20 protein-coding genes are annotated in these 22,867 nt (G+C 72.0%); 9 read left to right on the top strand and 11 right to left on the bottom strand.

The window, feature by feature from the left end; all coding sequences use genetic code 11:
- Nucleotides 1–3 precede the first annotated feature (3 nt).
- Entirely contained in the window at nucleotides 4–1,284 is a 1,281-nt protein-coding gene (locus tag CUT44_RS09450; protein ID WP_233221117.1) for a glycosyltransferase, read from the top strand.
- Between the two features lie 89 nt (nucleotides 1,285–1,373).
- Here the strand turns inward: CUT44_RS09450 and CUT44_RS09445 are convergent, their stop codons facing one another.
- The 3 genes from CUT44_RS09445 to gmd are packed head-to-tail and all read right to left on the bottom strand — an operon-like array spanning nucleotide 1,374 to nucleotide 4,065.
- Nucleotides 1,374–2,522, bottom strand: a complete 1,149-nt coding sequence (locus CUT44_RS09445) for a glycosyltransferase (RefSeq protein ID WP_233221075.1) — start codon at nucleotides 2,520–2,522, stop codon at nucleotides 1,374–1,376.
- On the bottom strand, nucleotides 2,519–3,055 hold the full coding sequence (locus CUT44_RS09440; RefSeq protein WP_100200201.1) for an LbetaH domain-containing protein: 537 nt from the start codon (nucleotides 3,053–3,055) through the stop codon (nucleotides 2,519–2,521). Before CUT44_RS09440 ends, CUT44_RS09445 begins: the two co-directional genes overlap by 4 nt.
- The gene (gmd, locus tag CUT44_RS09435) at nucleotides 3,052–4,065 is read right to left on the bottom strand and encodes a GDP-mannose 4,6-dehydratase (RefSeq protein ID WP_100200200.1); all 1,014 of its coding nucleotides are present in this window, start codon (nucleotides 4,063–4,065) and stop codon (nucleotides 3,052–3,054) included. The genes CUT44_RS09440 and gmd overlap by 4 nt, the downstream gene beginning before the upstream one ends.
- A 147-nt stretch (nucleotides 4,066–4,212) precedes the next feature.
- Between gmd and CUT44_RS09430 the strand changes: the two genes are divergently transcribed.
- Nucleotides 4,213–5,157: a GDP-L-fucose synthase family protein gene (locus CUT44_RS09430; protein WP_100200199.1), complete on the top strand. Its 945-nt coding sequence runs from the start codon at nucleotides 4,213–4,215 to the stop codon at nucleotides 5,155–5,157.
- 40 nt (nucleotides 5,158–5,197) lie between these two features.
- On the opposite strand, the gene CUT44_RS09425 is transcribed toward CUT44_RS09430, so the two are convergent.
- Together CUT44_RS09425 and CUT44_RS09420 are read right to left on the bottom strand one after the other, a co-directional pair.
- Nucleotides 5,198–6,562 carry an exopolysaccharide biosynthesis polyprenyl glycosylphosphotransferase gene (locus CUT44_RS09425; protein ID WP_199185542.1) on the bottom strand — a complete coding sequence of 455 codons (1,365 nt, stop codon included), beginning with the start codon at nucleotides 6,560–6,562 and terminating at the stop codon, nucleotides 5,198–5,200.
- Between the two features lie 576 nt (nucleotides 6,563–7,138).
- Complete coding sequence (locus CUT44_RS09420; RefSeq protein ID WP_100200197.1) at nucleotides 7,139–7,765, bottom strand: YigZ family protein; 627 nt, start codon at nucleotides 7,763–7,765, stop codon at nucleotides 7,139–7,141.
- 60 nt (nucleotides 7,766–7,825) lie between these two features.
- Between CUT44_RS09420 and CUT44_RS09415 the strand changes: the two genes are divergently transcribed.
- Nucleotides 7,826–8,233, top strand: coding sequence for a CoA-binding protein (locus tag CUT44_RS09415; RefSeq protein ID WP_100200196.1), 408 nt, complete (start codon nucleotides 7,826–7,828; stop codon nucleotides 8,231–8,233).
- A gap of 52 nt (nucleotides 8,234–8,285) precedes the next feature.
- On the opposite strand, the gene CUT44_RS34845 is transcribed toward CUT44_RS09415, so the two are convergent.
- Nucleotides 8,286–8,564: a hypothetical protein gene (locus CUT44_RS34845; RefSeq protein WP_408646694.1), complete on the bottom strand. Its 279-nt coding sequence runs from the start codon at nucleotides 8,562–8,564 to the stop codon at nucleotides 8,286–8,288.
- Nucleotides 8,565–9,014: 450 nt separating this feature from the next.
- On the opposite strand from CUT44_RS34845, the gene CUT44_RS33020 reads away from it, so the two are divergent.
- From CUT44_RS33020 to CUT44_RS09390, 5 genes are all read left to right on the top strand, one after another.
- A complete protein-coding gene (locus CUT44_RS33020; protein WP_158239550.1) occupies nucleotides 9,015–9,158 on the top strand; it encodes a hypothetical protein in 144 nt (47 codons plus the stop codon).
- 109 nt (nucleotides 9,159–9,267) lie between these two features.
- On the top strand, nucleotides 9,268–10,158 hold the full coding sequence (locus tag CUT44_RS09405; RefSeq protein ID WP_100200195.1) for a fructosamine kinase family protein: 891 nt from the start codon (nucleotides 9,268–9,270) through the stop codon (nucleotides 10,156–10,158).
- A 159-nt stretch (nucleotides 10,159–10,317) separates the two neighbouring features.
- The gene (locus CUT44_RS33925; RefSeq protein WP_233221072.1) at nucleotides 10,318–11,016 is read left to right on the top strand and encodes a hypothetical protein; all 699 of its coding nucleotides are present in this window, start codon (nucleotides 10,318–10,320) and stop codon (nucleotides 11,014–11,016) included.
- An 83-nt stretch (nucleotides 11,017–11,099) separates the two neighbouring features.
- Nucleotides 11,100–12,635, top strand: coding sequence for a glycoside hydrolase family 43 protein (locus CUT44_RS09395; RefSeq protein WP_100200194.1), 1,536 nt, complete (start codon nucleotides 11,100–11,102; stop codon nucleotides 12,633–12,635).
- Nucleotides 12,636–12,957: 322 nt separating this feature from the next.
- Nucleotides 12,958–13,974, top strand: a complete 1,017-nt coding sequence (locus CUT44_RS09390) for a LacI family DNA-binding transcriptional regulator (RefSeq protein ID WP_233221071.1) — start codon at nucleotides 12,958–12,960, stop codon at nucleotides 13,972–13,974.
- Between the two features lie 44 nt (nucleotides 13,975–14,018).
- Here the strand turns inward: CUT44_RS09390 and CUT44_RS09385 are convergent, their stop codons facing one another.
- The 5 genes from CUT44_RS09385 to CUT44_RS09365 all read right to left on the bottom strand — a co-directional run bounded on the left by CUT44_RS09385 (nucleotide 14,019) and on the right by CUT44_RS09365 (nucleotide 20,684).
- The gene (locus CUT44_RS09385) at nucleotides 14,019–15,827 is read right to left on the bottom strand and encodes a CocE/NonD family hydrolase (protein WP_100200192.1); all 1,809 of its coding nucleotides are present in this window, start codon (nucleotides 15,825–15,827) and stop codon (nucleotides 14,019–14,021) included.
- Nucleotides 15,824–17,323, bottom strand: a complete 1,500-nt coding sequence (arfA, locus tag CUT44_RS09380) for an arabinosylfuranosidase ArfA (protein ID WP_100200191.1) — start codon at nucleotides 17,321–17,323, stop codon at nucleotides 15,824–15,826. Before arfA ends, CUT44_RS09385 begins: the two co-directional genes overlap by 4 nt.
- A 133-nt stretch (nucleotides 17,324–17,456) precedes the next feature.
- Nucleotides 17,457–18,359 carry a carbohydrate ABC transporter permease gene (locus CUT44_RS09375; protein ID WP_100200190.1) on the bottom strand — a complete coding sequence of 301 codons (903 nt, stop codon included), beginning with the start codon at nucleotides 18,357–18,359 and terminating at the stop codon, nucleotides 17,457–17,459.
- Nucleotides 18,359–19,249, bottom strand: coding sequence for a carbohydrate ABC transporter permease (locus CUT44_RS09370; protein WP_233221070.1), 891 nt, complete (start codon nucleotides 19,247–19,249; stop codon nucleotides 18,359–18,361). The genes CUT44_RS09375 and CUT44_RS09370 overlap by 1 nt, the downstream gene beginning before the upstream one ends.
- 142 nt (nucleotides 19,250–19,391) lie before the next feature.
- Nucleotides 19,392–20,684 carry an ABC transporter substrate-binding protein gene (locus CUT44_RS09365; protein WP_100200188.1) on the bottom strand — a complete coding sequence of 431 codons (1,293 nt, stop codon included), beginning with the start codon at nucleotides 20,682–20,684 and terminating at the stop codon, nucleotides 19,392–19,394.
- A gap of 576 nt (nucleotides 20,685–21,260) precedes the next feature.
- Here CUT44_RS09365 and CUT44_RS09360 point away from each other — a divergent pair.
- Nucleotides 21,261–22,808 (top strand): GH39 family glycosyl hydrolase, encoded by a 1,548-nt coding sequence (locus tag CUT44_RS09360; RefSeq protein ID WP_100200187.1) that lies wholly within the window; start codon nucleotides 21,261–21,263, stop codon nucleotides 22,806–22,808.
- Nucleotides 22,809–22,867 lie beyond the last annotated feature (59 nt).

The raw sequence follows: 22,867 nt of genomic DNA, 5'->3' as shown, positions 1-22,867 counted from the left end.
GTGCTGGACTCTTTCGCGGGCCGCCGTGTGCTCGTGGTCTCGACCAACTACGCGCCGGAGCACGCCGGAATCGGCCCGTACTCGACGCAGATCGCCGAGCACCTGGCCGCCTCGGGCGCCGACACGCACGTGCTCGCCGGGATGCCCCACTACCCGGCGTGGCGTGTGCACGAGGACTACCGGGGCAGGTGGCGGCTGCGCGAGACCCGGCAGGGGGTCACCGTCCACCGCCGCCGCCATACGGTACCGGCCCGTCAGACCGCCGTGCGACGGGGGCTGTTCGAGGCGAGCATCCTGACGCACGGGCTGCTGGCACCGCCGCGGGTCCGCCCGGACGTGGTGCTCAGCCAGTTGCCCTCGCTGGCCGGGGGTGTGCTCGGCGCCCGGCTCGCGCGGCGGGCGGGTGTGCCGCACGTGGTGGTCGTCCAGGACCTGATGGGCGCGGCGGCCGGGCAGAGCGGGATGAGCGGCGCCGGCCGGTTCGCCGCCCTGGCCGGGGGCCTGGAGGCCCGGGTGCTGCGCTCGGCCGCGCTGGTCGGGGTGGTGCACGAGTCGTTCACGGAACGGGTGGCGGCGATGGGCGTGCCGCGCGAGCGGGTGCGGGTGGTGCCCAACTGGACGCATGTGCGCGCCCCCAGCGGCGACCGCGCGCGGACCAGGGCCCGGCTGGGCTGGACCGACGACACCACGGTGGTGCTGCACTCCGGGAACATGGGGCTCAAGCAGGGTCTGGAGGTCCTGGTGGAGACCGCCCGGCTCGCCGACGCCGAAGGCACCGGTGACGGCGGAGACGGCGGGAGCGACGGCGACGGACGGGGCGGCGTGCGGATCGTGCTGATGGGTGACGGCCACCAGCGCGAGCGGCTGCTGGGGCTGGCCGAGGGGGTGCGGTCGCTGGCCTTCCTGCCGCCCGCCGGCGACGAGGAGTTCCCCGAGATCCTGGCCGCCGCGGACGTGCTGGCCGTCACCCAGAAGGCGTCGGTGCTGGACATGAGCCTGCCCTCCAAGCTGACCTCGTACTTCACCGCGGGCCGGCCCGTTCTCGCCTCGGTGGCCGCCGCCAGCGGCACCGCGCGGGAGGTGGAGCACTCGGCGGGCGGGGTGGTGGTGCCGCCGGAGGACCCCGGGGCCCTGCTGTCCGCGGTCCGCTCGCTGGCGGGCGATCCGGAGCGCTGCGCGGAGCTGGGCGAGCGGGGCCGGGCGTACGCCGAGCGGCGGCTGAGCCGGCGGGCCGGGCTGGAACGCGTCACGGGGCTGCTGCGGGAGGCGCTGGCCGACGGCTGACGGGCCGCGTGGCGGGTCGGAGGGCGGCGTGGGCCGCCGCCGGCCCGCCGCGTCCGCCGTCCCGTCCGCCACCGCCGCGGGCGCGGACCTCACCCCGTGCCGGGCCGGACCGCGGACCGGTACAGCCCCTCCAGCCGGCCGGCCACGGAGGCGATGGAGAACTCCTCCGCCACCGCGGCCCGCCCCGCCTCCGCGGTGCGTTCCCGCAGCGGGCGGTCCTCCAGCAGCCGCAGCACCGCGTCGGCCAGCTGCTCCGGGGAGCCGTCGGTGATCCGGGCGGCCCCGCGCCGCTCCAGGGACGCGGCGACACCGCAGCTGCGCGTGCAGACCACGGGGGTACCCGCGGCCAGTGCCTCCAGCACGCTCATCGGGAACGGCTCGTCGACGCTGGGCAGGACGTACACGGTGGCGCGGGCCAGGCGCCGCACCGCGTCGGCGTGGCCGAGCGGCCCGCCGTACTCCACCACTCCCGCCAGCCCCTCGCTCCCGATCAGCGCGCGCACCCGTTCCAGGCAGCCCTCGTCCGCGCCGTGCAGGACGAAGGAGACCTCGGGGTGCTTGCGGTGCACCAGCGCCGCCATGCGCACGAAGGCCTCGGGGCGCTTGCGCGGGTGCAGCCGGGCGAGGTAGAGCACCTCGGCCGTCGCCCGCCCGTCCTCCCGCCCGTCCCGTCCACCGCCGTCCGCCGGCCCGGGGGCCACCCCGTTGGGCAGCCGGACCAGGGCCGGCCCGGACGGCCCCAGCACCCGGCGCAGTCCGGTCTCCTCCTCCTCCGTCAGCACCAGCGCGGCGCGCGCCCGGCGCAGCAGCGGTACGTAGCAGCGGTCGAAGATCCGGGCCACGGCCGAGCGGCGGGGCTGGACCATGCCGTGCGTCTGCACCACGAAGGGCCGGCGGCGCAGTACGGCGACGGCGAGCGCGGCCAGCGAGACCAGATCGCGCCCGGCGTGGACGTGCACCACGTCGGCCCGGCCCGCCCGGCGCCACAGGGTGAGCAGCAGCAGGGGGTGGAACAGCCCCAGGAACCCCTGGCCGGGCACCAGGGTGCGGGCCCGGTGGGCGTACAGCGGGACGCCGTCCGCGGTGCGCGGCACCGGGCCGGCGCCGCGCCACAGCGACAGCAGTTCGGCACCGTGCCCGCGGGCGGCCAGCTCGGCCAGCTGGCCGGTGGCCACGCTCACCGGGCCGCCGTAGGCGCCGTCGTCGCCGACCAGGGTCACCACATGGACGACTCTCACCGGCTGCCTCCGGCGGTGTGCACGGCGCCCGGGGGCAGATCGCGGTGGGCGACCGCCCCGGCCCCGACCACGGCGCCCGCGCCGACGGTGACCCCGCGCAGGACGAGGGCGCGGGCGGCCACCCAGGAGCCGCGCTCCAGGCGGATCGGGGCGTTGTCGTACTCGAAGGTGGGCGAGGTGCGCAGATGGCTGCCGGTGCACAGCACCGCCTCCTGGGAGACGCACACGTCGTGCTCGATCGTGACCGGTTCCAGATTGACCAGCCAGGCGCCCTCTCCGATCCACACGTCGTCGCCCACCGTCAGCTTCCAGGGCCAGTGCACCCGCACCCGGTGCCGGATGAGGACCCGCTCCCCCACCCGCGCGCCGAAGGCCCGCAGCAGCGCGGGCCGCCAGCGCGCGGGGAACCACCACTTGACGAACAGCACGTTGAGCGCGGCGAACCAGGCGGCCTGCGCCAGCAGACCGCGCTGCTTGTCGTAGCCGGCGCCGGTGAAGCCGCGCAGCCGGCGCTCCGCCGGCGGGGCGGTCACCGGTCCACCCTCACCCGGCGGCCGGACAGCTCGGCCTCCAGTTGCTGGACGTCGGCCTCGACCATGATCCGGGCCAGCTCGTCGTAGTGCGTCCCCGGGGTCCAGTCCAGGAGCCTGCGGGCCTTGGAGGCGTCCCCTATCAGGGCGTCCACCTCGGTGGGGCGCTCGTACTTGGAGTCGTGGCGGACATACCGCTCCCAGTCCAGGCCGGCGGCGCCGAAGGCGGTCCGCAGGAAGTCCCGGACGGTCGCGGCCCGGCCGGTGGCGACCACGTAGTCGTCCGGCTCGTCGCGCTGGAGCATCCGCCACATGGCCTCGACGTACTCGGGCGCGTAGCCCCAGTCGCGGACGGCGTCGAGGTTGCCCAGGTACAGGTGCTCCTGCAGGCCGGCCCGGATGCGGGCGACGGCGCGGGTGATCTTGCGGGTGACGAAGGTCTCGCCGCGGCGCGGGCTCTCGTGGTTGAACAGGATGCCGTTCACCGCGTACAGGCCGTACGCCTCGCGGTAGTTGACGGTGCTCCAGTACGCCATGACCTTGGCGCAGCCGTACGGACTGCGCGGGTGGAAGGGCGTGGACTCGTTCTGCGGCGGCGGGGTGGCGCCGAACATCTCGGAGGAGGACGCCTGGTACACCCGGGTGCGCACCCCGCTGGCGCGGATGGCCTCCAGCAGCCGTAAGGCGCCCAGGCCGGTCACGTCGCCGGTGTACAGCGGGGTGTCGAAGGAGACCCGCACATGGGACTGCGCCCCGAGGTTGTAGACCTCGTCCGGCCGCACGTCGCGCAGCAGGTTGACCAGCGCCACCCCGTCGGACAGGTCGACATGGTGCAGGACCAGCCGCCGGTCCGGGGTCTGCGGGTCCTCGTAGATGTGGTCGATGCGCTCGGTGTTGAAGCTGGACGAGCGTCTCATCAGGCCGTGCACGGTGTAGTTCTTGCTCAGCAGCAGTTCGGCCAGATAGGAGCCGTCCTGTCCGGTGATGCCCGTGATCACAGCGGTGCGCGACATGTGCTTCCTCTGCTGGGGGTTTCGGGTGGAGGGCCGCCCGGCGGGACGTCCGGCCGGGTGGTCGCCGGGCGGTCTCCGGCGGCGATAACTACTCATATTTCATGGCTTGTACGACAGGCGCGGTCCGTCCCTGGCAGAATCCGCGCCATGGATGATCTGCTGCCTCCGCCCGCCCGTGTCTTCGTCGCGGGGCACCGCGGCCTGGTCGGCTCCGCCGTGGCCCGGCACCTGTCCCGCGGCGGCTACGAGGTGCTCACCCGCACCCGCGCCGAACTCGACCTGCGCGACGGCGCCGCCACCGCCGCGTACCTGCGCGAGGCCCGGCCCGACGCCGTGGTGCTGGCCGCCGCGAAGGTGGGCGGGATCATGGCGAACAGCACGTACCCCGTCCCGTTCCTGGAGGACAACCTCCGCATCCAGCTCTCGGTGGTCTCCGGCGCCCACGCCGCCGGGGTGCGGCGGCTGCTCTTCCTCGGCTCCAGTTGCATCTACCCCCGGCACGCCGCCCAGCCGATCACCGAGGACGCCCTGCTGACCGGCCCGCTGGAGCCGACCAACCGGGCCTACGCGCTCGCCAAGATCGCCGGCATCGTCCAGATCCAGTCCTACCGGCAGCAGTTCGGCGCCTCCTTCGTCTCGGCGATGCCGACCAACCTCTACGGCCCGGGCGACAACTTCGACCCCGAGACCTCGCACGTCCTGCCCGCCCTGATCCGCCGCTTCCACGAGGCGCGGGAGCAGGGTCTGGAGGAGGTCGTGCTGTGGGGCACCGGCACCCCGCGCCGCGAGTTCCTGCACGTGGCCGACCTGGCCGCGGCGTGCGAGGTGCTGCTGCGCCGCTATGACGGCGACAAGCCCGTCAACGTCGGCTGCGGCGAGGATCTCACCATCCGCGAACTGGCCGAACTGGTGGCCTCGGTGGTGGGGTACGGCGGCCGGATCGCCTTCGACCCGGCCCGGCCCGACGGCACCCCGCGCAAGCTGCTGGACATCGGCCGCATACGGGAGCTGGGCTGGTCCCCCTCGATCGGCCTCGCCGAGGGTGTCGCCGCGACCTACCGGGCCTGGCGGGGCGCCCCGGAGCCGGTGTGAGGCCGGGCCCGGGCTCCGGTCCGGGCCGGTGCCCGCGGGGTCAGTAGGCGCCACGGCCACTCACCACGGCCCGGAACGTACGGGCCAGGACGTCGATGTCCCGGGCGTAGGACCAGTTGTCCACATAGCTCAGGTCGAGCGCGACGGTCTCGTCCCACGACAGGTCCGACCGTCCGCTGACCTGCCATAACCCGGTGATGCCGGGCTTGACGGCGAGCCGGCGCAGCGCGGTGTCGTCGTACTGCTCCACCTCGTCCGGGAGCGGCGGGCGCGGTCCCACCAGCGACATGTGGCCGGCCAGCACGTTGTACAGCTGCGGCAGCTCGTCCAGGGAGTAGCGGCGCAGGAACCGGCCCAGCGGCGTGACCCGGGGGTCCCTCTCCAGCTTGAACATCGCGCCGTCGTGCTCGTTCGGCACCTCCTTCTCCCGGCGCATCCGGTCGGCGTCGTTCACCATCGTGCGGAACTTCCACATCCGGAACGGCACCCGGCCCCGGCCGACACGGACGTGCCGGTAGAGCACCGGCCCCGGGGAGGACAGCCGCACCGCCGCCGCCACCACCAGCAGGAGGGGTGCCAGCAGCACGGACAGCAGCAGCGCTCCCGCCACGTCGGTGGCCCGCTTCAGCAGTGCCGGCAGCCCGTGACGCGCCGCCGGGGCGACGTGCAGCACGGTCAGCCCCGCGGCCCCGGCCAGCCGCACCCGGTGCCGCGAGACGTCGAACAGGCCCGGGAGGACCGCCAGCTCCAGGCCGTTGCCGTGGAGCGTCCAGGACAGCCGCCGCAGCCAGTCCCCGGAGATCCGCCCGCCCGGGGCGACGAAGACCAGCTCGGCGTCGAGTTCCGTCGCGCACCGCAGGACGGTGTCGGCGTCCTCCCCGCCTCCCGGGCCACCGGGGAGCCGGACGGACGCGGGCAGCCCGGCGCCGGCGGCCCCACCCCCCGTCACACAACTGCCCACCACCAGGTACTGGTTGTCGGTGCGGGCGGCCAGCCGCGCCAGGATGCCGTCGACGGCCGCCGCCTCGCCCACCACCAGCACCCGCCGCAGCCCCCGGGCGTTGCGCCGCCGGGCCAGGGTGCGCCGGAACACCAGTCTGCGGTGGACGGCGGTCAGCACCAGGCACGGCAGAAGCGCGAGCAGCCAGCTCGCGACCGGGACCTCGATCCGCGCCGCGACACACACCGCGGCGAGTACGCCCAGCATCACCAGCCAGTCCCGGACGACCGGCAGTACCGCGCCGCTCTCGCCCAGCGAACCGGCGGCGTAGCGTTTCCGCAGCGCCGCGGTCAGCGGCCAGGCCGCGCCGATCAGCGCCCCCGTCCACAGCGGATGCGGCAGATTCGCCATCGCGCACAGCACACCGGCCGGCACGGCGGCACCCAGCAGGTCCACCGCCAGCATCAACGGCAGGCGCCGGTCCGCCCTCGGTCTCCTCTTTCTCCGCCGCTCGCGTACCCGGACGCGGAACGGCTCTGCTAAGTCCGCGGGTGACTCGATGACCCGCGATCCGGCAGCTTCGGACAATCCCCTGCCCCCCTACTGTTCGGTGGTGCGCCCCTTCCTCCCCACTCGGCCGACGACACTGTCGGCTTTGCAGTCGCCTCCGTACCGAGAGTGAAGACTAGAACACAATTGCCGATTTTGGCTGCCGTTCACCCAAGCTGCGACCACTTGCGACGCGCGGTTCACACAGGACACGTGAAGCGCCAGTGAACATTTGGTCAGGTTTTCGCCCGCAACCGTTGAAGACCCGATGGCGGCGCTCCCGCCCCACAGGCGCTCATCACGGCACGCCGGCGCCGGCCGCCCGCCGCCGGCTCCGGCCGTCACACCGCCGACCTGCGGGGTTCGACAGGGCTTCACGCCGCCGAAACTGTCTCAAAAACACACACGCCGCCCCACGAGCCGCCGGAAGCCACGGGACACCGACGGCAGGAGAGCCCCGCGGCCGCCCGTGGCGGCCGGCGGGTGCGGTGCCTAGGCGGCTCCGTACACCTCGCCGCCCGGCTGGAGCCGGGCGGTTCCCGCGGTGGCGTCCGCGAGCCAGGCGCGGAAGGCGTCGAGCCCGGCCTCGGGCAGCGCGAGCTCGATGGTGACCTCGGCGCCGTAGCGCACCTCCCGCACCTCCCGGCCGCCGGTGCGCAGCTCGTTCTCGACACGCCCCGCCCGCTGGTGGTCCACCGTGACGGTGACCAGCCTCATCCGCCGCCGGGTGACGGTGCCCAGCGTGTCCAGAGCCGCGCCGACCGCGCCGCCGTAGGCGCGGATCAGTCCGCCCGCGCCCAGTTTCACCCCTCCGAAGTAGCGGGTGACGACCGCGGCGGCATAGCGCACCTCGCGGCGCAGCAGCATCTGGAGCATGGGGGCGCCCGCCGTGCCGCCGGGCTCACCGTCGTCGCTCGCCCGCTGCACCCCCGCGTCGGCGCCGATGACATAGGCCCAGCAGTTGTGGGTGGCGTCCGCGTGCCCGGCCCGCACCCGGGCGACGAACGCCTGCGCCTCCTCCTCGGTGGCGGCCGGGGCGAGCGTGCAGATGAAGCGCGACCGGTTGACCTCGGTCTCGTGCACGCCTTCACCGGCGACCGTCACATACTGCTCCCGCATCCGGCCACCCTAGGCCGTGCGCCCGGGAATGGCCCGGGCGGGCCGCCGGTTGAGCCGGACATGTACGGAGACGCAGAGACAGTCCGCAGGATCCTGACCGCCACCGGCGACACCTGGGCGGTGGTCGGCCTGTCCTCCAACCGGAACCGGGCGGCCTACGGCGTGGCCCAGGTCCTCCAGCGCTTCGGCAAGCGGATCGTGCCCGTCCACCCGAAGGCGGAGACGGTCCACGGCGAGCGGGGCTACGCCTCCCTGTCGGAGATCCCCTTCCCGGTGGACGTGGTGGACGTGTTCGTCAACTCCGAGGCGGCGGGCGGTGTCGCGGACGAGGCGGTGAAGATCGGTGCCTCGGCGGTCTGGTTCCAGCTCGGCGTGGTCGACGAGGCGGCCTGGGAGCGCGTCCGCGCGGCCGGTCTGGAGATGGTGATGGACCGCTGCCCGGCGATCGAGATCGAGTCACTGCGTTAGCGGACCGCCGGGCAGCGGGGCACCGCCGATGCGGCGCCCCTGGCCTGGCCGGTCACGGCGGTGCAAGAGTGATGTCCGGCCTCTTGTCGCTGACCGGAACCCCGCAGGGGTGGTGGATCTTTCCTGCCTCAGTCTGATTGGAGCGGTGTGCCGAGTGCCGGTCCACCACAAGGCGGATCTTGTGATGGAAGTGTCCGACGAGCCGGTCCGGGAAACGGCACACGACCTTCGCGTCGAGGGATTCGGTGAACACCATGAAGTGCCCCTTGGCGCCCCAGGTGCGGCCGGTGACCCGGTCCGAGCGGATCCCGACCTGGTCGGCGAACAGCACCTCGCGGCCCTCTGCCTTGCCTGGGCCCGGATCTCCGGCCAGGTCTGCTCGTGCCAGAAGCGGACCGCTTCCGGAGCCTGCTCGGCCGTGCGCTTGTCCGGACGCCGGAACGACAGGGCCCAGCGGCGCAGGTGCGCACCCACCCCGGCTCGGTCGTCCTCACCCGATACAGCTTCGCGACGAGCGCGCCAATCCGGCCCCGAGCCCACAAACACCCCGAAGTCCCAGGTCACACAGCCGGTGGTCGAGCACTGCCTGCCTCACCGCCTGCTGTTCTGCCTCCGACAGCACCTGGTGTTCGCCGACCCGCTTTTCCTCCGGCCAGTGCGGCCACCGCCCGCGCCCGCAGCGCTTCCTGCGCCGATGGCGACAAGCGGCGCGCATTCCCCGACATCTCACTCTCATGGCGATAAGCGAATCAGAGACCCAACGGTCTCGGGTCAATATGCCGTGCGGGCCGAAAGGCCGGCGACCGACGGCGGGATCACGCTGCTGATTTCCCGCCGTTTCTCCACGGCGGGAGTGGCCGACCTCGTCGTCGTGGTCGAGGACGGCCGGATCGCGGAAGCCGGGGACCGCGCCGTACCGCTGTGACGCGACGGTCCCCACGCGGAGCTGTACACGCTCCCGGCCCGCGGCCACCGATGAATGTGACCGGAACGGTCCCCTGGCGTGTCCGGGAAAAATATGATGCGATTTCCGGGTGTCTGACGAAGAGATACTCACCAAGCGTCTCCAGGAAGCGGGATACGCGGCCAGAGAGGTGAAGAAAGCCACCGGCGGAGTGGTCGCAATCGCCGGTCTGGCAACCCTCGAGGACGATTCCCAGATATTCGCGAAGACACTTCTCGGGCCGGACCGGGACATCTTCCCCGTCGAAGCCGCCGGCCTGACGGAGCTCCGCGAGACCGGCGGGGTGATCACGCCGGAGGTGCTGTGCGCCTCACCCCGGCTGCTCGTGCTGGAGAGGATGCGGCCACGCCGCGACGACGAGCCTTTCTGGGAGCGGCTCGCCCACACGGTCGCCACCCTGCACACCTCCACGACCGCCGAGCGGTTCGGCTGGCATCGTCCGGGCTGGCTGGGCCGACTGCGCCAGGACAACACGTGGGACAGCGACGGCCACGCGTTCCTCGCGGAGCGGCGCATCCTGCGCTGGCTGTCGGAACCTCTGGTCGCGGCGGCCTTCGACACCGCGGAACGGCAGGCCCTGGAACGGCTCTGCGCCGCCCTGCCCGAACTCGTGCCGGACCGGCCCCCGTGCCTGACCCACGGCGATCTGTGGCAGGAGAACATCGTCGCCACCGCCGACGGCGCGCCCGTACTCATCGATCCCGCCGTGTCCTACAACTGGCCGGAGATCGACCTCAGCATGCTGTGGTGCTCCCCGCGCCCGCCCGCCTCGGACCGCTTCTTCGCCGTGTACGAGGAGATCACCGGGATCAACGGCGGCTGGCGGGACCGGATGGACCTCTTCCATCTCCGGGAACTCCTGAGCGTCATCGCCCATGACGACGACGACTGGGGGGCCGCGGAGGCCGTACGGAAGATCATCGCCCCGTTCCGGCGGGACGGCGGCCCGGCGACGGTGTGACCGGCGTACCGCCGCCGACTCCCTGCCGGGGGAGCCCGGCGGCACCGGGCCACCGCCCTGCCCCAGGGCCGCTCCGGCGGTACGTCGTTTCTCCCGGCGGGCGGCGTCGTACGCGCGGAAACGGCGGCACAGCGCGGACCCCGTACCCTCCCAGCCGGGGTGGTCCGCGTAGTCGCGGGAACAGCGCACGAAGCGGAAACCGGGGCCGCCCGCATCGATCCTGCCGCACCGGGACGGCTGCGGCCACGAGAGCGCCTGCTGGGGCGGCACAACTCCGACGGCGACGACCGTCTGTGGGGTGTCGACCGCCGCCGCAAGGGCACCGGCAACAGCCTGACGGCTCTGAAGTCGGTCCGCGCCGCCCGACCCGACGGCGCCCCGATCCGCATCATCCCGGACAACATCCCCGCCCACATCGGCCACGACCTGCCGGCCTACGCAGGGCAGCCGGCGGCACAGCCCGCCGACGCCTGCCTTCCCATCGACCTGAACATCCGTCCCACCGCCTCGTCGGCCGGCGTACTCCAGGCCGTCACCGCCTGCGGCGGACTGCTCAGCAGCGCCCTGGCCACAGCCGGCCCGACCCTGCGGGCCTGGCACTGGGGCCCGTGCGACCCCGAAGGGTTCGCCGCGATGGGCGTCGCCGAAATCCTGCTGCACACCCACGACATCACGCAGGGACTGTCCGTGGACTGGCTGCCACCGGCACCGCTGAGCGCGGCAGTACTCAACCGGCTCCTCCCCGCCGCCCCGCCCGGAGATGCCACTCGGGTACTCCTCTGGTGCACCGGCCGCGGAGAACTCGACGGGCTCCCCCGCCAGACCTCATGGAGGTGGGAAGCAGCACGGCCGGACTGATCGAGCTGCCCCCGGCGAACGTTCCCGGTCACAGCACTAGACTCGCTCCACGGCGCCCGGCGGCTCGGAGGGAGCACGTTTCCGTGCATACGTACGACAACCCTGTGATCAGCGGGTTCCATCCCGATCCGAGCGTGTGCCGGGTCGGCGACGACTACTACCTGGTGTGCTCCAGTTTCGAGTACTTCCCCGGGCTGCCGCTCTTCCACAGCAAGGACCTCGTGCACTGGGAGCAGATCGGCAACGTGCTCGACCGGCCCGGGCAACTGCCGCTGCCCCTCCCCGGCGCCAAGGCGTCCGGCGGCCTCTACGCCCCCACGATCCGCCACCACGACGGCCGTTTCTGGGTCGTCAACACCAATATCGACGGCGGCGGCAACTTCGTCGTCTCGGCCGAGCGGCCCGAGGGTCCGTGGAGCGACCCGGTGTGGATCGACCTGTCCGGGATCGACCCCGACCTGGCGTGGGAGGAGGACGGCACCTGCTGGTGTGCCTTCTCCGGGCCTGAGGGCGGCATCAACATGGCCAGGATCGACCCGGTCGGGGGCGAGGTGCTGGAGGGGCCTTTCGCCACCTGGTCGGGCAGTGGCCTGAAGTACCCCGAGGCGCCGCACCTCTACCGCATCGGCGACTGGTGGTACCTGCTGATCGCGGAAGGCGGCACGGAACGCGGCCACAGCGTGTCCGTCGCCCGCGGCCGTTCGCCGCGCGGTCCCTGGGAGGGCGCACCCGCCAACCCCCTGCTGTCCCACAGCGGTACCGCCCGCTCCATCCAGAACACCGGCCACGCCGATCTGGTGGAGGCTCCCGACGGCAGCTGGTGGATGGTGCTGCTCGGCGTCCGCCCCCGCGGCTTCACTCCCGACGTGCACGTGCTCGGCCGCGAGACGTTCCTGACCCCCGTGGAGTGGGACGAGGACGGCTGGCCCGTCGTCGCGCCCGTTCCCGAGCGCCATGCGGCCCCCGGCGGTGCCTGGCATCCCGTTCCGGCCCCGCCCGCCCGCGACGACTTCGACGGGGCCGCTCTCGCGCCGCACTGGGTCTCGCCGTTCGCCCGCCCGGAGGGCTCCTGGTCGCTCACCGAGCGCCCCGGCCTGCTGGTCCTGAACGCCACCGGCTCCACCCTCGACCGCCCCGGGTACACCTTCGTCGGCCGCCGCCAGCAGCACCACGACTGCCGCGTCACCGCCGCGATCGACCCGGGTACCGGACGCGGCGGCCTGTGCGTGCGCCTGGACGAGGCCCACCACTACGAACTGGAGGTCGGAAACGGGGAGGTCCGCGTCGTCGCCCGGATCGGCCCGCTGCGCCAGACCATGGCGGCCCGGCCGGTCCCGGCCGGGCCGCTGACCCTCACCGTGACGATCCGGACGTCCGGCCTCGTGCCCGCGTCACCCGAACTCACCGACGGCGGGACCACGGGCCCCGACACCGTCGCCTTCTGGCTCGGCGATCCCGGCGCCCCGGACGCCCGGCCGCTCGCCGAACTGGACGGGCGCTACCTTTCCACCGAGGTCGCCTGCGGCTTCACCGGCCGTGTGATCGGCATGTACGCCACCGAGGGCACGGTCGCCTTCGACTGGTTCGAGTACACCCCGGCCCCGGCCCCCTCCGCGTGACGCCCGGCGCGCGGCCGTGTGCGGCACCTGCGTCCGTGCGGATGCCGCACCCGGCATGCCAGGAGACCACGCGCTGAGGACCAGGAGCAGCGGTGTTGATCCGGCAGGCGCCGGCGGCGAGCACCTCCGCAGCACCACTCGCACCGCTGCCCTGCTCACGACCGTCCTCGCCTGCCCGGGCCGCCCGCACCGCCCCGGAGCCCTCGTCCGCGGCCGGCTCGGCCGGCCGCGGTGCCGACCCGGCGTCCTGGGCGGCCTCCTCGCCGGTTAATCTGTCCCCATGCCCCCCCGTCCCGCCGGATCGCGCCCCACCCTGTCCTTGGTGGCCAAGACTGCCGGTACGAGCGTGCCCACCGTGTCCAAGGTGCTGCGAGGCGGGACCGACGTCTCGGCCGAGACGCGCGCGAAGGTCATGGAAGCCGTGCGAGCCGTCGGCTACACCCGCCGGGCCGGGTCCAAGAGCGACAGCGTGCGGGACGAGAGCGGCTTGTCCGGCGTGCTCGATCTCGTGGTCACCCATTTCGAGGGGTCATGGGCGAACCTGTTGATAGCCGGGGTCGGGCGGGAGGCGGCGGCAGCGGGGCTCGATGTCGTGCTGACGCTCGCCGAACCGCACAGCGACTGGGTGTCGCGGGTCCTGAGAAGGCGCACCGCCGGCACGATCGGGACGCTGATCGATCCCACCTCGCGGCAGTTCAACGCGCTGTCCGCCGCGGGCGTCCCCGTGGTGCTGATCGACCCGATGAGCACACCGCCGTCAGGGGTGGCGAGCATCGGCGTGGCGAACTGGGATGGCGGCCGCATGGCCGCTGAGCACCTGCTGTCCCTCGGCCATGCGCGGATGGGGGTTGTCGCCGGCCATGCCCGCCATCTCTTCAGCCGGGCGCGTGTCGACGGTTTCCGTGCGGCGGCCGACACGGCGACCGCCGGCGGTGCCGCGGTGTCCGTGGTCTACGGCGGGTGGAACCGCACCAAGGCGACGACCGCCACCCACGCCCTGCTCGACGGCGACCCGCGGATCACGGGGATCTTCGCCTGCTCGGATCCGATGGCGCTCGGCATCTACGACGCGCTGGGCGCTCGGGGTCTGCGGATTCCCGAGGACGTCAGCGTCATCGGCTTCGACGACCTGCCCGAGGCGCAGTACGTCACCCCCGGGCTGACGACCGTCAGACAGCCCAGCACCGAGCTGGGTGCCGCGGCGGTCAAGCTGCTGATCGAGCTCTCCCGGGGAGAGGACGGCAGTGCCCGGTCCCCCGTCCGCATGGAGCTGGCCACCGAGCTGGTCGTCCGTGCCTCCACCGGGTCCGCCCCGGCGACCGCGGCACTACGCCGATGACGCGGGCAGGCGTGTGCCGACCGCTCTCTTCGCGGCGCCCGCTCTCATCGCGGCGCCGTCCCCACCATCTGCAGGACGAGGCGGCTCGGATGGGCGGCGCCGTGGCGGATCGTGCACTCCGCCACGGCGGGCTCCGTGACCGCCCCGGCCGGGTCGAAGGCGTTGCATCCGACATCCCAGCGGGGTGACGAGCTCGGTGCGATGTCGACGCGTACCCGGTGGCCCGGCAGGAACGTGTGTGCCGTCGACCAGAGGTCCACGGTGAACTCCTGCACCTGATGCGGCTCGACGGGTCGCCTGTCGCCGCGGCCCGTGACCGGGTCGACGGACCGCGCCGACCCTCGCTGCACCCCGTCGGCGATGACGAGGCTGCTGCCGTCCGGGTGTTCGTCGCACAGCCGCACGACCACGTCCGCGTCCGTTCCCGTGGTCGCGAGGTGGACGACGGCACGGACCGCGCCCAGCACCGTGAGTTCCTCGGCGAGCGGCACGGTGCGCCACGAGACCACGTCCTGCCGCGACTCGATCGCCGTCTGGTCGGCGGGTCCCGCCTCGAACGGCGCGACGAGGAGCACCGCGCCGCCGCACGTCGGCACCGGGGATGCCGGATCGCTGGTCAGCCGCCGTTCACCGCTCCCGGCCGGCTCGGCCGTCAGTGACTCCCCGGCGCTCAGGTACAGCTCGAGCGTCCGCGTGTCGCGCGGAGGGAACTCCTCCAGTCCGATCCACCGGTTCGAGCCCATCAGGAACACGCGCACCGGCGGCGTGTCCGCCGCGCCCGCGCGAAGGACGGCGTCGAACCACCGCACGTGCTGCGCGGTGAGGTCCCCACTGCCGCCGAGGTCGTCGGCGGACGCTCCCGGCCCGAAGTCCACCCCGGCTGTCCGGCCCGACAGGTTGTCATGCGTCCAGGGGCCGACAAGGAGGTGGGGCACCGGCCCACCGGTGTCCTTCGCACGGCGCAGCAGACGCCGGTAGATCTCCAGGGTCGACCCGAGGAAGACGTCGAACCACCCGCCGGTCAGGAGGACCGGGATGTCGATCTCGTCGATTCGGTCGACGATCTTCCCGGCGCGGTGCCGCGCCGACCCGAGCGGCTCCCGCAGCCGGTCCAGACCCCACACGACGATCGACTCGGCGTCCCGATCGGCATCCGGGCGGGCCCGCAGAGTGCCGGCCCGGAACGCCTCCCGGGTCGTGATCGCGCGCTCGGTCGCCTCCCACCGCCTCTGCTCGGCCTCCCGTTCACGGGCGGAGTCGATGCGCGTGATCAGGTCCGGGGCGATCGCGTAGTGCGACCACGCGAGGGTGCTTCCGATCTCCGGCACCCCGCCGCGAAACCGGAAACCGTCGAGCGCCGACATCGCCGGCGTCAGGGCGGGAGCGATCGCCCGCAGCGCCGGGGCGCCCCCCAGAAAAGCGCTGAACTGGGTCTCCGAGGCGTAGGACGCGCCCCACATTCCGACGGCGCCGGTGCATTCGGGAAGTGCCGCGAGCCAGGCCACGGCGTCGGCGCCGTCGGCCACCTCCTGCGCACACGGGTCGAAGACGCCTTCGGAGCCGAAGCGCCCCCGCACGTCCTGGAGCGCGACGAGGTATCCGGCGGCGGCCAGGCGCCCGACGTCGAGCATCCCGTCGTGTTCGTCACCGGTCACGTCATAGGGGTGACGGGTCAGCAGGGCCGGCCACGGCCCGGTCCCGTGCGGAACCAGCAGGACGGTCCGGAGCCGTGTTCCGTCGCGCAGCGCACAGGCCACCTCGCGGCGCTCGGCGACGGAGGCCGGCGGTTTCCGGACCGGGCCGCCGTGCCGGGAGCGGGCCGGCTCCCGGCCGGGTTCCGTGTCGTCGCTCACCGGAGGGCGATCGCCGTCCACGACGTCGGCGGCAGCTCGATGGTGAGCAGGCCGTCGGCGAGTGTCGCGCTCGGGTTCGCGGCGGGGGTCACCCGGTCCTGCTTGTCGAGCGTGTTCTTCGCGTACACGTCGGAGTCGGCGAGCGTGACCGCCTCGTCGATGCGTGACGAGCCGAGGCCGCGCACGTCGATCGTGACCTGCGCGGTCTCCGCCAGGTCACGGTTGACGAGGAAGACCGCGGCCCGGTCCTCGTCGGCGGTCGCGACGGCGTCGATGACGGATGCCTCGCCGTGGCGCGCCGTCTCGTACACCGGCGCCTCGATCACGGGCCGGATCACCTCGCCGGACGCGAGCCGGCTCGTGATCGAGAACGGGTAGAAGGTCGTCTGCCGCCAGGCCGGGCCGCCGGGCTCGGTCATGATCGGAGCGATCACGTTGACGAGCTGCGCGAGCGATGCCGAGGTGACGCGGTCGCTGCGCTTGAGGAGCGTCATCAGCAGATTGCCGACGACGACGGCGTCCGCCACCGTGTACGTGTCCTCGAGCTGCCGGGGGGCGTGGCGCCACTCGTCGTAGGCCTCCTCGGACTCCTGGTGTTCCTTGAGGTACCAGACGTTCCACTCGTCGAAGGAGACGTCGATCTTCTTGTGGGAGCGTTTCTTGTGCCCCACGTGGTCGGCGGTCGCGACGACGGTGTCGATGAAGTAGTCCATGTCGGTCGCCGAGGCGAGGAAGGATCCGAGGTCGCCGTCGTGCTCCTGGTAGTACGCGTGGCACGAGACGTAGTCGACATGGTCGTAAGCGTGCTCGAGCACCGTGCGCTCCCAGTCGCCGAAGGTCGGCATGTCGGACCCGGAGGAGCCGCAGACGACGAGTTCGAGGTCCTTGTCGGCCCGCTTCATCGCGGCGGCGGTACGGGCGGCGAGCTTTCCGTAGTCGTCCGCCGTCATGAACCCGGTCTGCCAGGGGCCGTCCATCTCGTTGCCGAGGCACCACATGCGCACGTTGTGCGGGTCCGGCGTGCCGTTGGCGATGCGCAGGTCCGACAGGGCCGTGCCGGACGGGTGGTTGGCGTACTCGAGCAGGTCCAGGGCGGGCAGGATGCCTCGGGTGGCGACGTTGACCGCCAGCATCAGCTCGGAGCCGGTGAGCTTGAGCCACCTGGCGAACTCGTCGAGGCCGACCTGGTTCGACTCGATCGAGCGCCAGGCGAGGTCGCGGCGCACCGGGCGCTTCTCGCGCGGGCCGACGGAGTCCTCCCAGCGGAACCCTGAGACGAAGTTGCCGCCCGGATAGCGGATGGTGGTGCTGCCGAGCTCCCTGACGAGTTCGACGACGTCCATGCGGAACCCCTCGTCGTTCGCGCTCGGGTGTCCCGGCTCGTAGAGCCCGGTGTACACGCAGCGGCCGAGGTGCTCGACGAACGAGCCGAAGGTGCGGCGCCGGACAGGGGCGATGACGGCCTGCCTGTCGAGCTCGATGTGGGCGCGGGGCAATTCGGCGGTCCTTTCCAGGGGATGGCACGGGGCGTGCCGCGGGCTGGGCGATGCCGTCGGTCAGCGGCCCGCCCCCGCCGGAGGCGTGGCAGGGGCAGGCGTGGGACGGTCCGGTTGGGATCCTGTGCCGGCCTCAGCCCTTCACGGCGCCGGTGAGGCCGCCGACGATGCGCTTCTCGAAGACCGAGAAGAAGATCAGTGCGGGCAGCATGGCGAGTGAGGTGAACGCGAGGACCTTCGCGGTGTCCGTGGAGTACTGCGAGGAGAACACCTGGACGCCGAGCGGCAGGGTGTAGTTCGCCTGCGTGTTGAGGACGTACAGGGGGAGGATGTAGTTGTTCCAGCTGCCGATGAACCCGAGGATGCCGACGGTGACCACACCGGGCACTGACAGCGGGACCACCATGCGGAAGAAGAACCCGAGCCGGCTCATGCCGTCGATCGCGGCGGCCTCCTCGAGCTCGTTCGGAATGGCCCGCAGGAACGGCACCAGGATGATGACGGTCACCGGCAGTCCGAAGGCGATCTGCGGGATGATCACACCGAGCAGGTTGTCGACGAGGCCGAGGTCCTTGATGACGAGGTACAGCGGAGTGATCGCGACGACCAGCGGGAACATCAGGCCCGCGGCGAACAGGGAGTACATCGCGCCCTTGAGTTTGAAGTCGTAGCGTGCGATCACGAAGCTCACCATCAGGCCGAGCACGACGGTGCCGGCGGTGCTCGCGATCGCGACGATGAGGGAGTTGGCGAACTCGCCCCAGAACACCGTCGACTTCAGGATGTCGATGTAGTTGCCGACCACCCAGGGGCTCGGCAGGGCGGCCGGGTCCGTGGTGATCTGCGCGTTGGTGCGGAATCCGCCGATCACGATGTAGAGCACCGGTGCGACGCAGATGCCGACGAAGAGCAGCGCGACGAAGTAGGTGACGGGACTCCCCCACTTCTGGGGCTTGTCGCGGTTGCCGCGGCGGCCGGTGGGCGCCTTCTGTTCCACCTCGGGGGACATACCGGGGGTGGCGGTCGTCGCGCTCATCACACGGTCCCTTCAGTGACGGCGCCCTTGAGGTCGCGGCGCAGGACGAAGCGCTGGTAGATCAGCGCGACGATGAGCGAGATCACGAACATCACGACCGCGACGGCGCTGCCGTAGCCGTAGTTGCCCGCGTTGCGGCCCTGGGCGAGCATGTAGATCGCCATGGTCGAGGTGCCCGCGGTGCCCGAGACGTACTGGCCCCAGATGATGTAGACGAGGTCGAACAACTGCAGCGAGCCGATGATCGACAGGAACGCCCAGATGCGGATCGTCGGCCCCAGCAGCGGCAGCGTGATGCGGCGCTGGATCTGCCAGTAGGAGGCACCGTCGATCTGCGCGGCCTCGAAGATCTCGTCGGGGATCGACTGCAGGCCGGCGAGCATCAGGATCACCGCGAAGCCGATGTACTTCCACGAGATGATGGCCATCAGCGACCAGATGGCCAGGTCCGGGTCGGCGATCCAGTCGGCTTCCAGGGAGCCCAGACCGATCTGGTGCAGCAGGTCGTTGACGGCTCCGTTGCTCTGGAGCATCAGGCCCCAGCCGGTGCCGACGATGACCTCGGAGATGATGTAGGGCACGAAGATCAGGACACGGATGGCCGAGCGGCCGCGGATCCGCTGGTTGAGCAGGAGCGCCAGGACGATCGCCAGCGGACCCTGGATGAGCAGGGAGAGCACCAGGATCAGGCCGTTGTGCCCCAGGGCGTCGTGGAACAGGGGGTCGGTGAGGATCAGCTTGTAGTTGTTCAGGCCGACCCAGTCCGTGGGCTCCCCGTAGCCCTTCCACTGGTAGAAGCCGTAGTACGCGGCGAGCGCGACCGGGAAGATCACGAACGCCAGGAACGTGATGATCGCCGGTGCGGACAGGACCGCGATCTCCAGTCGCACCCTGGCACGGCCCCGGCGGTGCGCAGCCGCTCGCGGCGGAGCCGGGGACGCGGACGTGGACGCGTCCCCGGCTCGAGGCGTGCCCTGCGACTGGCGGCCGTCGGCCGTGTCAGTACCCAGGGTGTTGCTCATGTCTGCTTACTCAGCCCTTCTCGGCGGCAGCTTCGACGTCCTTGACGATGTCGGCGGCAGAACCCTTGCCGGCCAGCAGGTTCACGACGGCGATGTTCATGGCGTTGCCGACGTTCTGGCCGTACACGGTGTCGAGGAACTGCATCGAGTAGGCGGCCTTGTTGAAGGCCTCCAGGGCCGAGATGTTGTAGGGCTCGGTGACGACCCCCTGGGCCTCCTTGTTCACCGGGATCGTGTCGAAGGCCTCGGCGTAGGCCTCCTGCTGCTCCTTGGTCACGACGAACTGGAGGAAGCCGAGGGCCTCCTTCGGCGCGTTCTTGGACAGCGAGTATCCGCCGGCGCCGCCCATGATGGCGGTCGGGTCGCCCTTGCCGCCGGGCACGGCGGGGAAGGGGAACCAGCCCAGGTCGGGGAGCGGCTTCTTGTCCGGGGTCAGGTCGGCGATCACACCGGGGTTCCAGTTGCCCATGAGTTCCATGGCCGCCTTGTGGTTGGCGAGCATGCCCGCCGAGGACCCGGCGCCCTGCTGCGCCGATGCCGTCAGGAAACCCTTCTGGAAGGGGTCGACCTCCAGGAGCGACTCCAGGTCCTCACCGGCCTTGGTCCAGCACGCGTCGTCGAACGTGAGCGACTTGGCGGCCTCCTGCATGACCTCCTGGCTGCACTGGCGCAGGGCGAAGTTGTAGTACCAGTGCGCGGCCGGCCAGGCGTCCTTGGCGCCGACCGCGATCGGCGCGACCTTGATCGCCTTCAGCTTCGCGACGGCGTCCTTGAGCTCGTCCATCGTCGTCGGCGGCGAGGTGATGCCGGCCTTCTCGAACAGGTCCTTGCTGTAGTAGATGCCCTCGGGCTGCGTGTCGAGCGGCATCGCGTAGACCTTGCCGTCGATCGAGACCCCCTCGAGTGCTGCCTCGCCCACATTCGTCCTGTCGGTGTCGGTCAGGTCCAGCGCCTGGATCTGACCGGCGTCCACCATGGCCTGCATCTTGCCGCCACCACGCTGCAGGAAGATGTCGGGCGCGGAGTTCGAGTTGAGCGCGTTCTGCAGCTTGCCGTCGAGGTCCTCGTTCTGGACCGACTGAATCTTGATCGTGACGTCCGGGTGCAGCGCGTGGTACTCCTTCGCGGCCTCCTTCCAGTACTCCGCACCGCGCCCTTCCATCGCGTTCGTCCAGATGGTCAACGTGGCCTGGCCGTCGGACGAACCGCCGCTGTCGTCGCCGCCGCCGGCGCAGCCGGTGGCGGCGACGGCGATGCACAGGCCGATCGCGGCAGCCGTCGCGCTGCGGGTTTTCCTCATCATCGTGGAAACTCCCTGATCTGTTGTCAGTGATCCAACTGCCGTTAGTTTGCGCAAACTAATGAGCCATCCGCGAAGCGGAAGCTAAGGTGTACAGTCAGAAACGAACAAGGGGCAACCAACAGTTTTCGCAAGTTGCGCAATCGTTACCGATCCAGCCGCCGTCGTACGCGGTCACGAGCGGACGCGGTGACGGCCGGCGGCGGGCTCAGTCACACCCGGCCGGGCCCCGGCTTCCGGGCCCTGTCCGGGCCCTGTCCGGGCCCTATCCGGGGAGGCCGGCTCCCATGTGGACGCCCCTGGCGCTCCTCCGGGGCACAGGCCCCGGGAACGGCTGTCGCCGAGCGGGAAGGAAGTACGAGATGCTCGCCACGGTCCTGACCGGCCGGCACACGCACCGCCGGCACACGCACCGGGAGGCCACCGGGCGCCGGCAGGCGGGCCGCTCCGCCTCTTGACACGGTTTTCACCGGCTCCCTACGGTGCGCAACACATCAGGCGAGGGCACCGCTGATCCACCTCCCGTCCCCGGCGAGCCTCACCTCACACGCACCGCACCGCAGCAAAGGGACCTCCACCATGCGGATCGTCGTTCCCCGGCAGCCGACAGCTCAGCTCTCCGACGCCTGGCGCCACTGCGTCGGCACGGGCCGGTTCGACCTCGCGCTGCGGCGCGACTACCAGGAATCGCTCGGCCTCGTCCAGCGGGAGATCGGTTTCCGGCACATCCGGGGGCACGGCCTGCTCAGCGACGGGACGGGCGTCCACCGCCCCTACGACCACGCCGGTGAGCGGCGCGTGCGCCACGCCTTCACGTACGTCGACCAGGTGGTGGACGCCTACCTGGAGACGGGCATCGCGCCCTTCCTCGAGCTCGGCTTCATGCCCTCCGGGCTCGCCTCCGGCGACGACACCGTGTTCTGGTGGAAGGGCAACATCACTCCTCCCCGCGACGAGAAGGAGTGGGCGGACCTCGTCCGCGCCGTCATCGGGCACCTGGTCGACCGCTACGGCATCGACCAGGTGCGCCGGTGGCCGATCGAGGTGTGGAACGAGCCCAACCTGGAGATCTTCTGGGCGGCGGACCAGGACGCCTACCACCGCCTCTACGAGGTGACCTCGCTGGCCGTCAAGGAGGTCGACGCCGAGCTCCAGGTCGGCGGCCCCTCACTGGCGCCGGGCTACGAGGACGGGTGGATCCGGCGCTTCGCCGAGTTCGTCGAGGCCCGCGACCTGCCGATCGACTTCGTGAGCCGCCACGCCTACTCCTCCGGCCCCGAACAGTCCGTGCCGTTCGGCACGCACCAGACGCTCATGCCGGCGTCGGCGCTGCTGGAGCAGTTCGGCGCCCCGCGTCGGCAACTGGCGGGTACCGGGCTCGCGGACCTGCCGGTCCACATCACCGAGTTCAACTCCTCGTACCGGCCGGACAACCCGATCCACGACACCGCGTTCCACGCGGCGTACCTCGCGCCGGTGCTGGTGAACGGGGGCGACATCGCGGACTCCTTCTCGTACTGGACGTTCAGCGACGTGTTCGAGGAGGTGGGCATCCCCACCGCGCCGTTCCACGGCGGCTTCGGACTGCTGACGCACCGCCAGATCAAGAAGCCCACCTACCACCTGTACACGTTCATGGCCGAGATGGGCGAGCAGGTGCTCGCCCGGGGCGAGGACCACCTGGTGACGCGGCACGGCGACGGGCGCGTCACCGTGCTGGCCTGGGCGCCGGCCGACCCGGCCGGCGGCGAGCCCGTCGACGGCCACACCGTCCGGCTGTCCCTGCCCGTCGGTGCCCCGGACGCGCGGGGCTCCGCCTTCGCGCGCCGCCGCTGGGTGAGCGAGGACGCCGGCAACGCCTGGGCCGCCTGGCGCGAGATGGGGCGGCCGCTCGCGCCCGGCAACCGCCTGCTCGACGCCCTCCGCGAGGCAGCCGAACCCGCCCGCTCGCACCGGAGCGTGCCCGTCGCCGGCGGGCGCGCCGACGTGGACCTCGTCCTGGGACGCAACGAGGTGACGCTGTTGGAGCTCACCCCGGTCGTCGACGAGACACCGGAGTGGTGGAGCGACAGCCGGCTGTTCGGCCTCGGCACCGAGGACTCCGACGCCTCCGTGAACCGGCCGTGAGCCCCCGCCGCCCGCCGGGCTTCTGCAGCGGGCCACCGCCGCTCCGTGACCGTGTACAC

It is taken from the genome of Streptomyces carminius (genome assembly GCF_002794255.1).
Taxonomy (GTDB): domain Bacteria; phylum Actinomycetota; class Actinomycetes; order Streptomycetales; family Streptomycetaceae; genus Streptomyces; species Streptomyces carminius.
The sequence above is the reverse complement of the archived record's forward strand: the minus strand, read 5'-3'. Positions and strand labels throughout refer to the sequence as shown.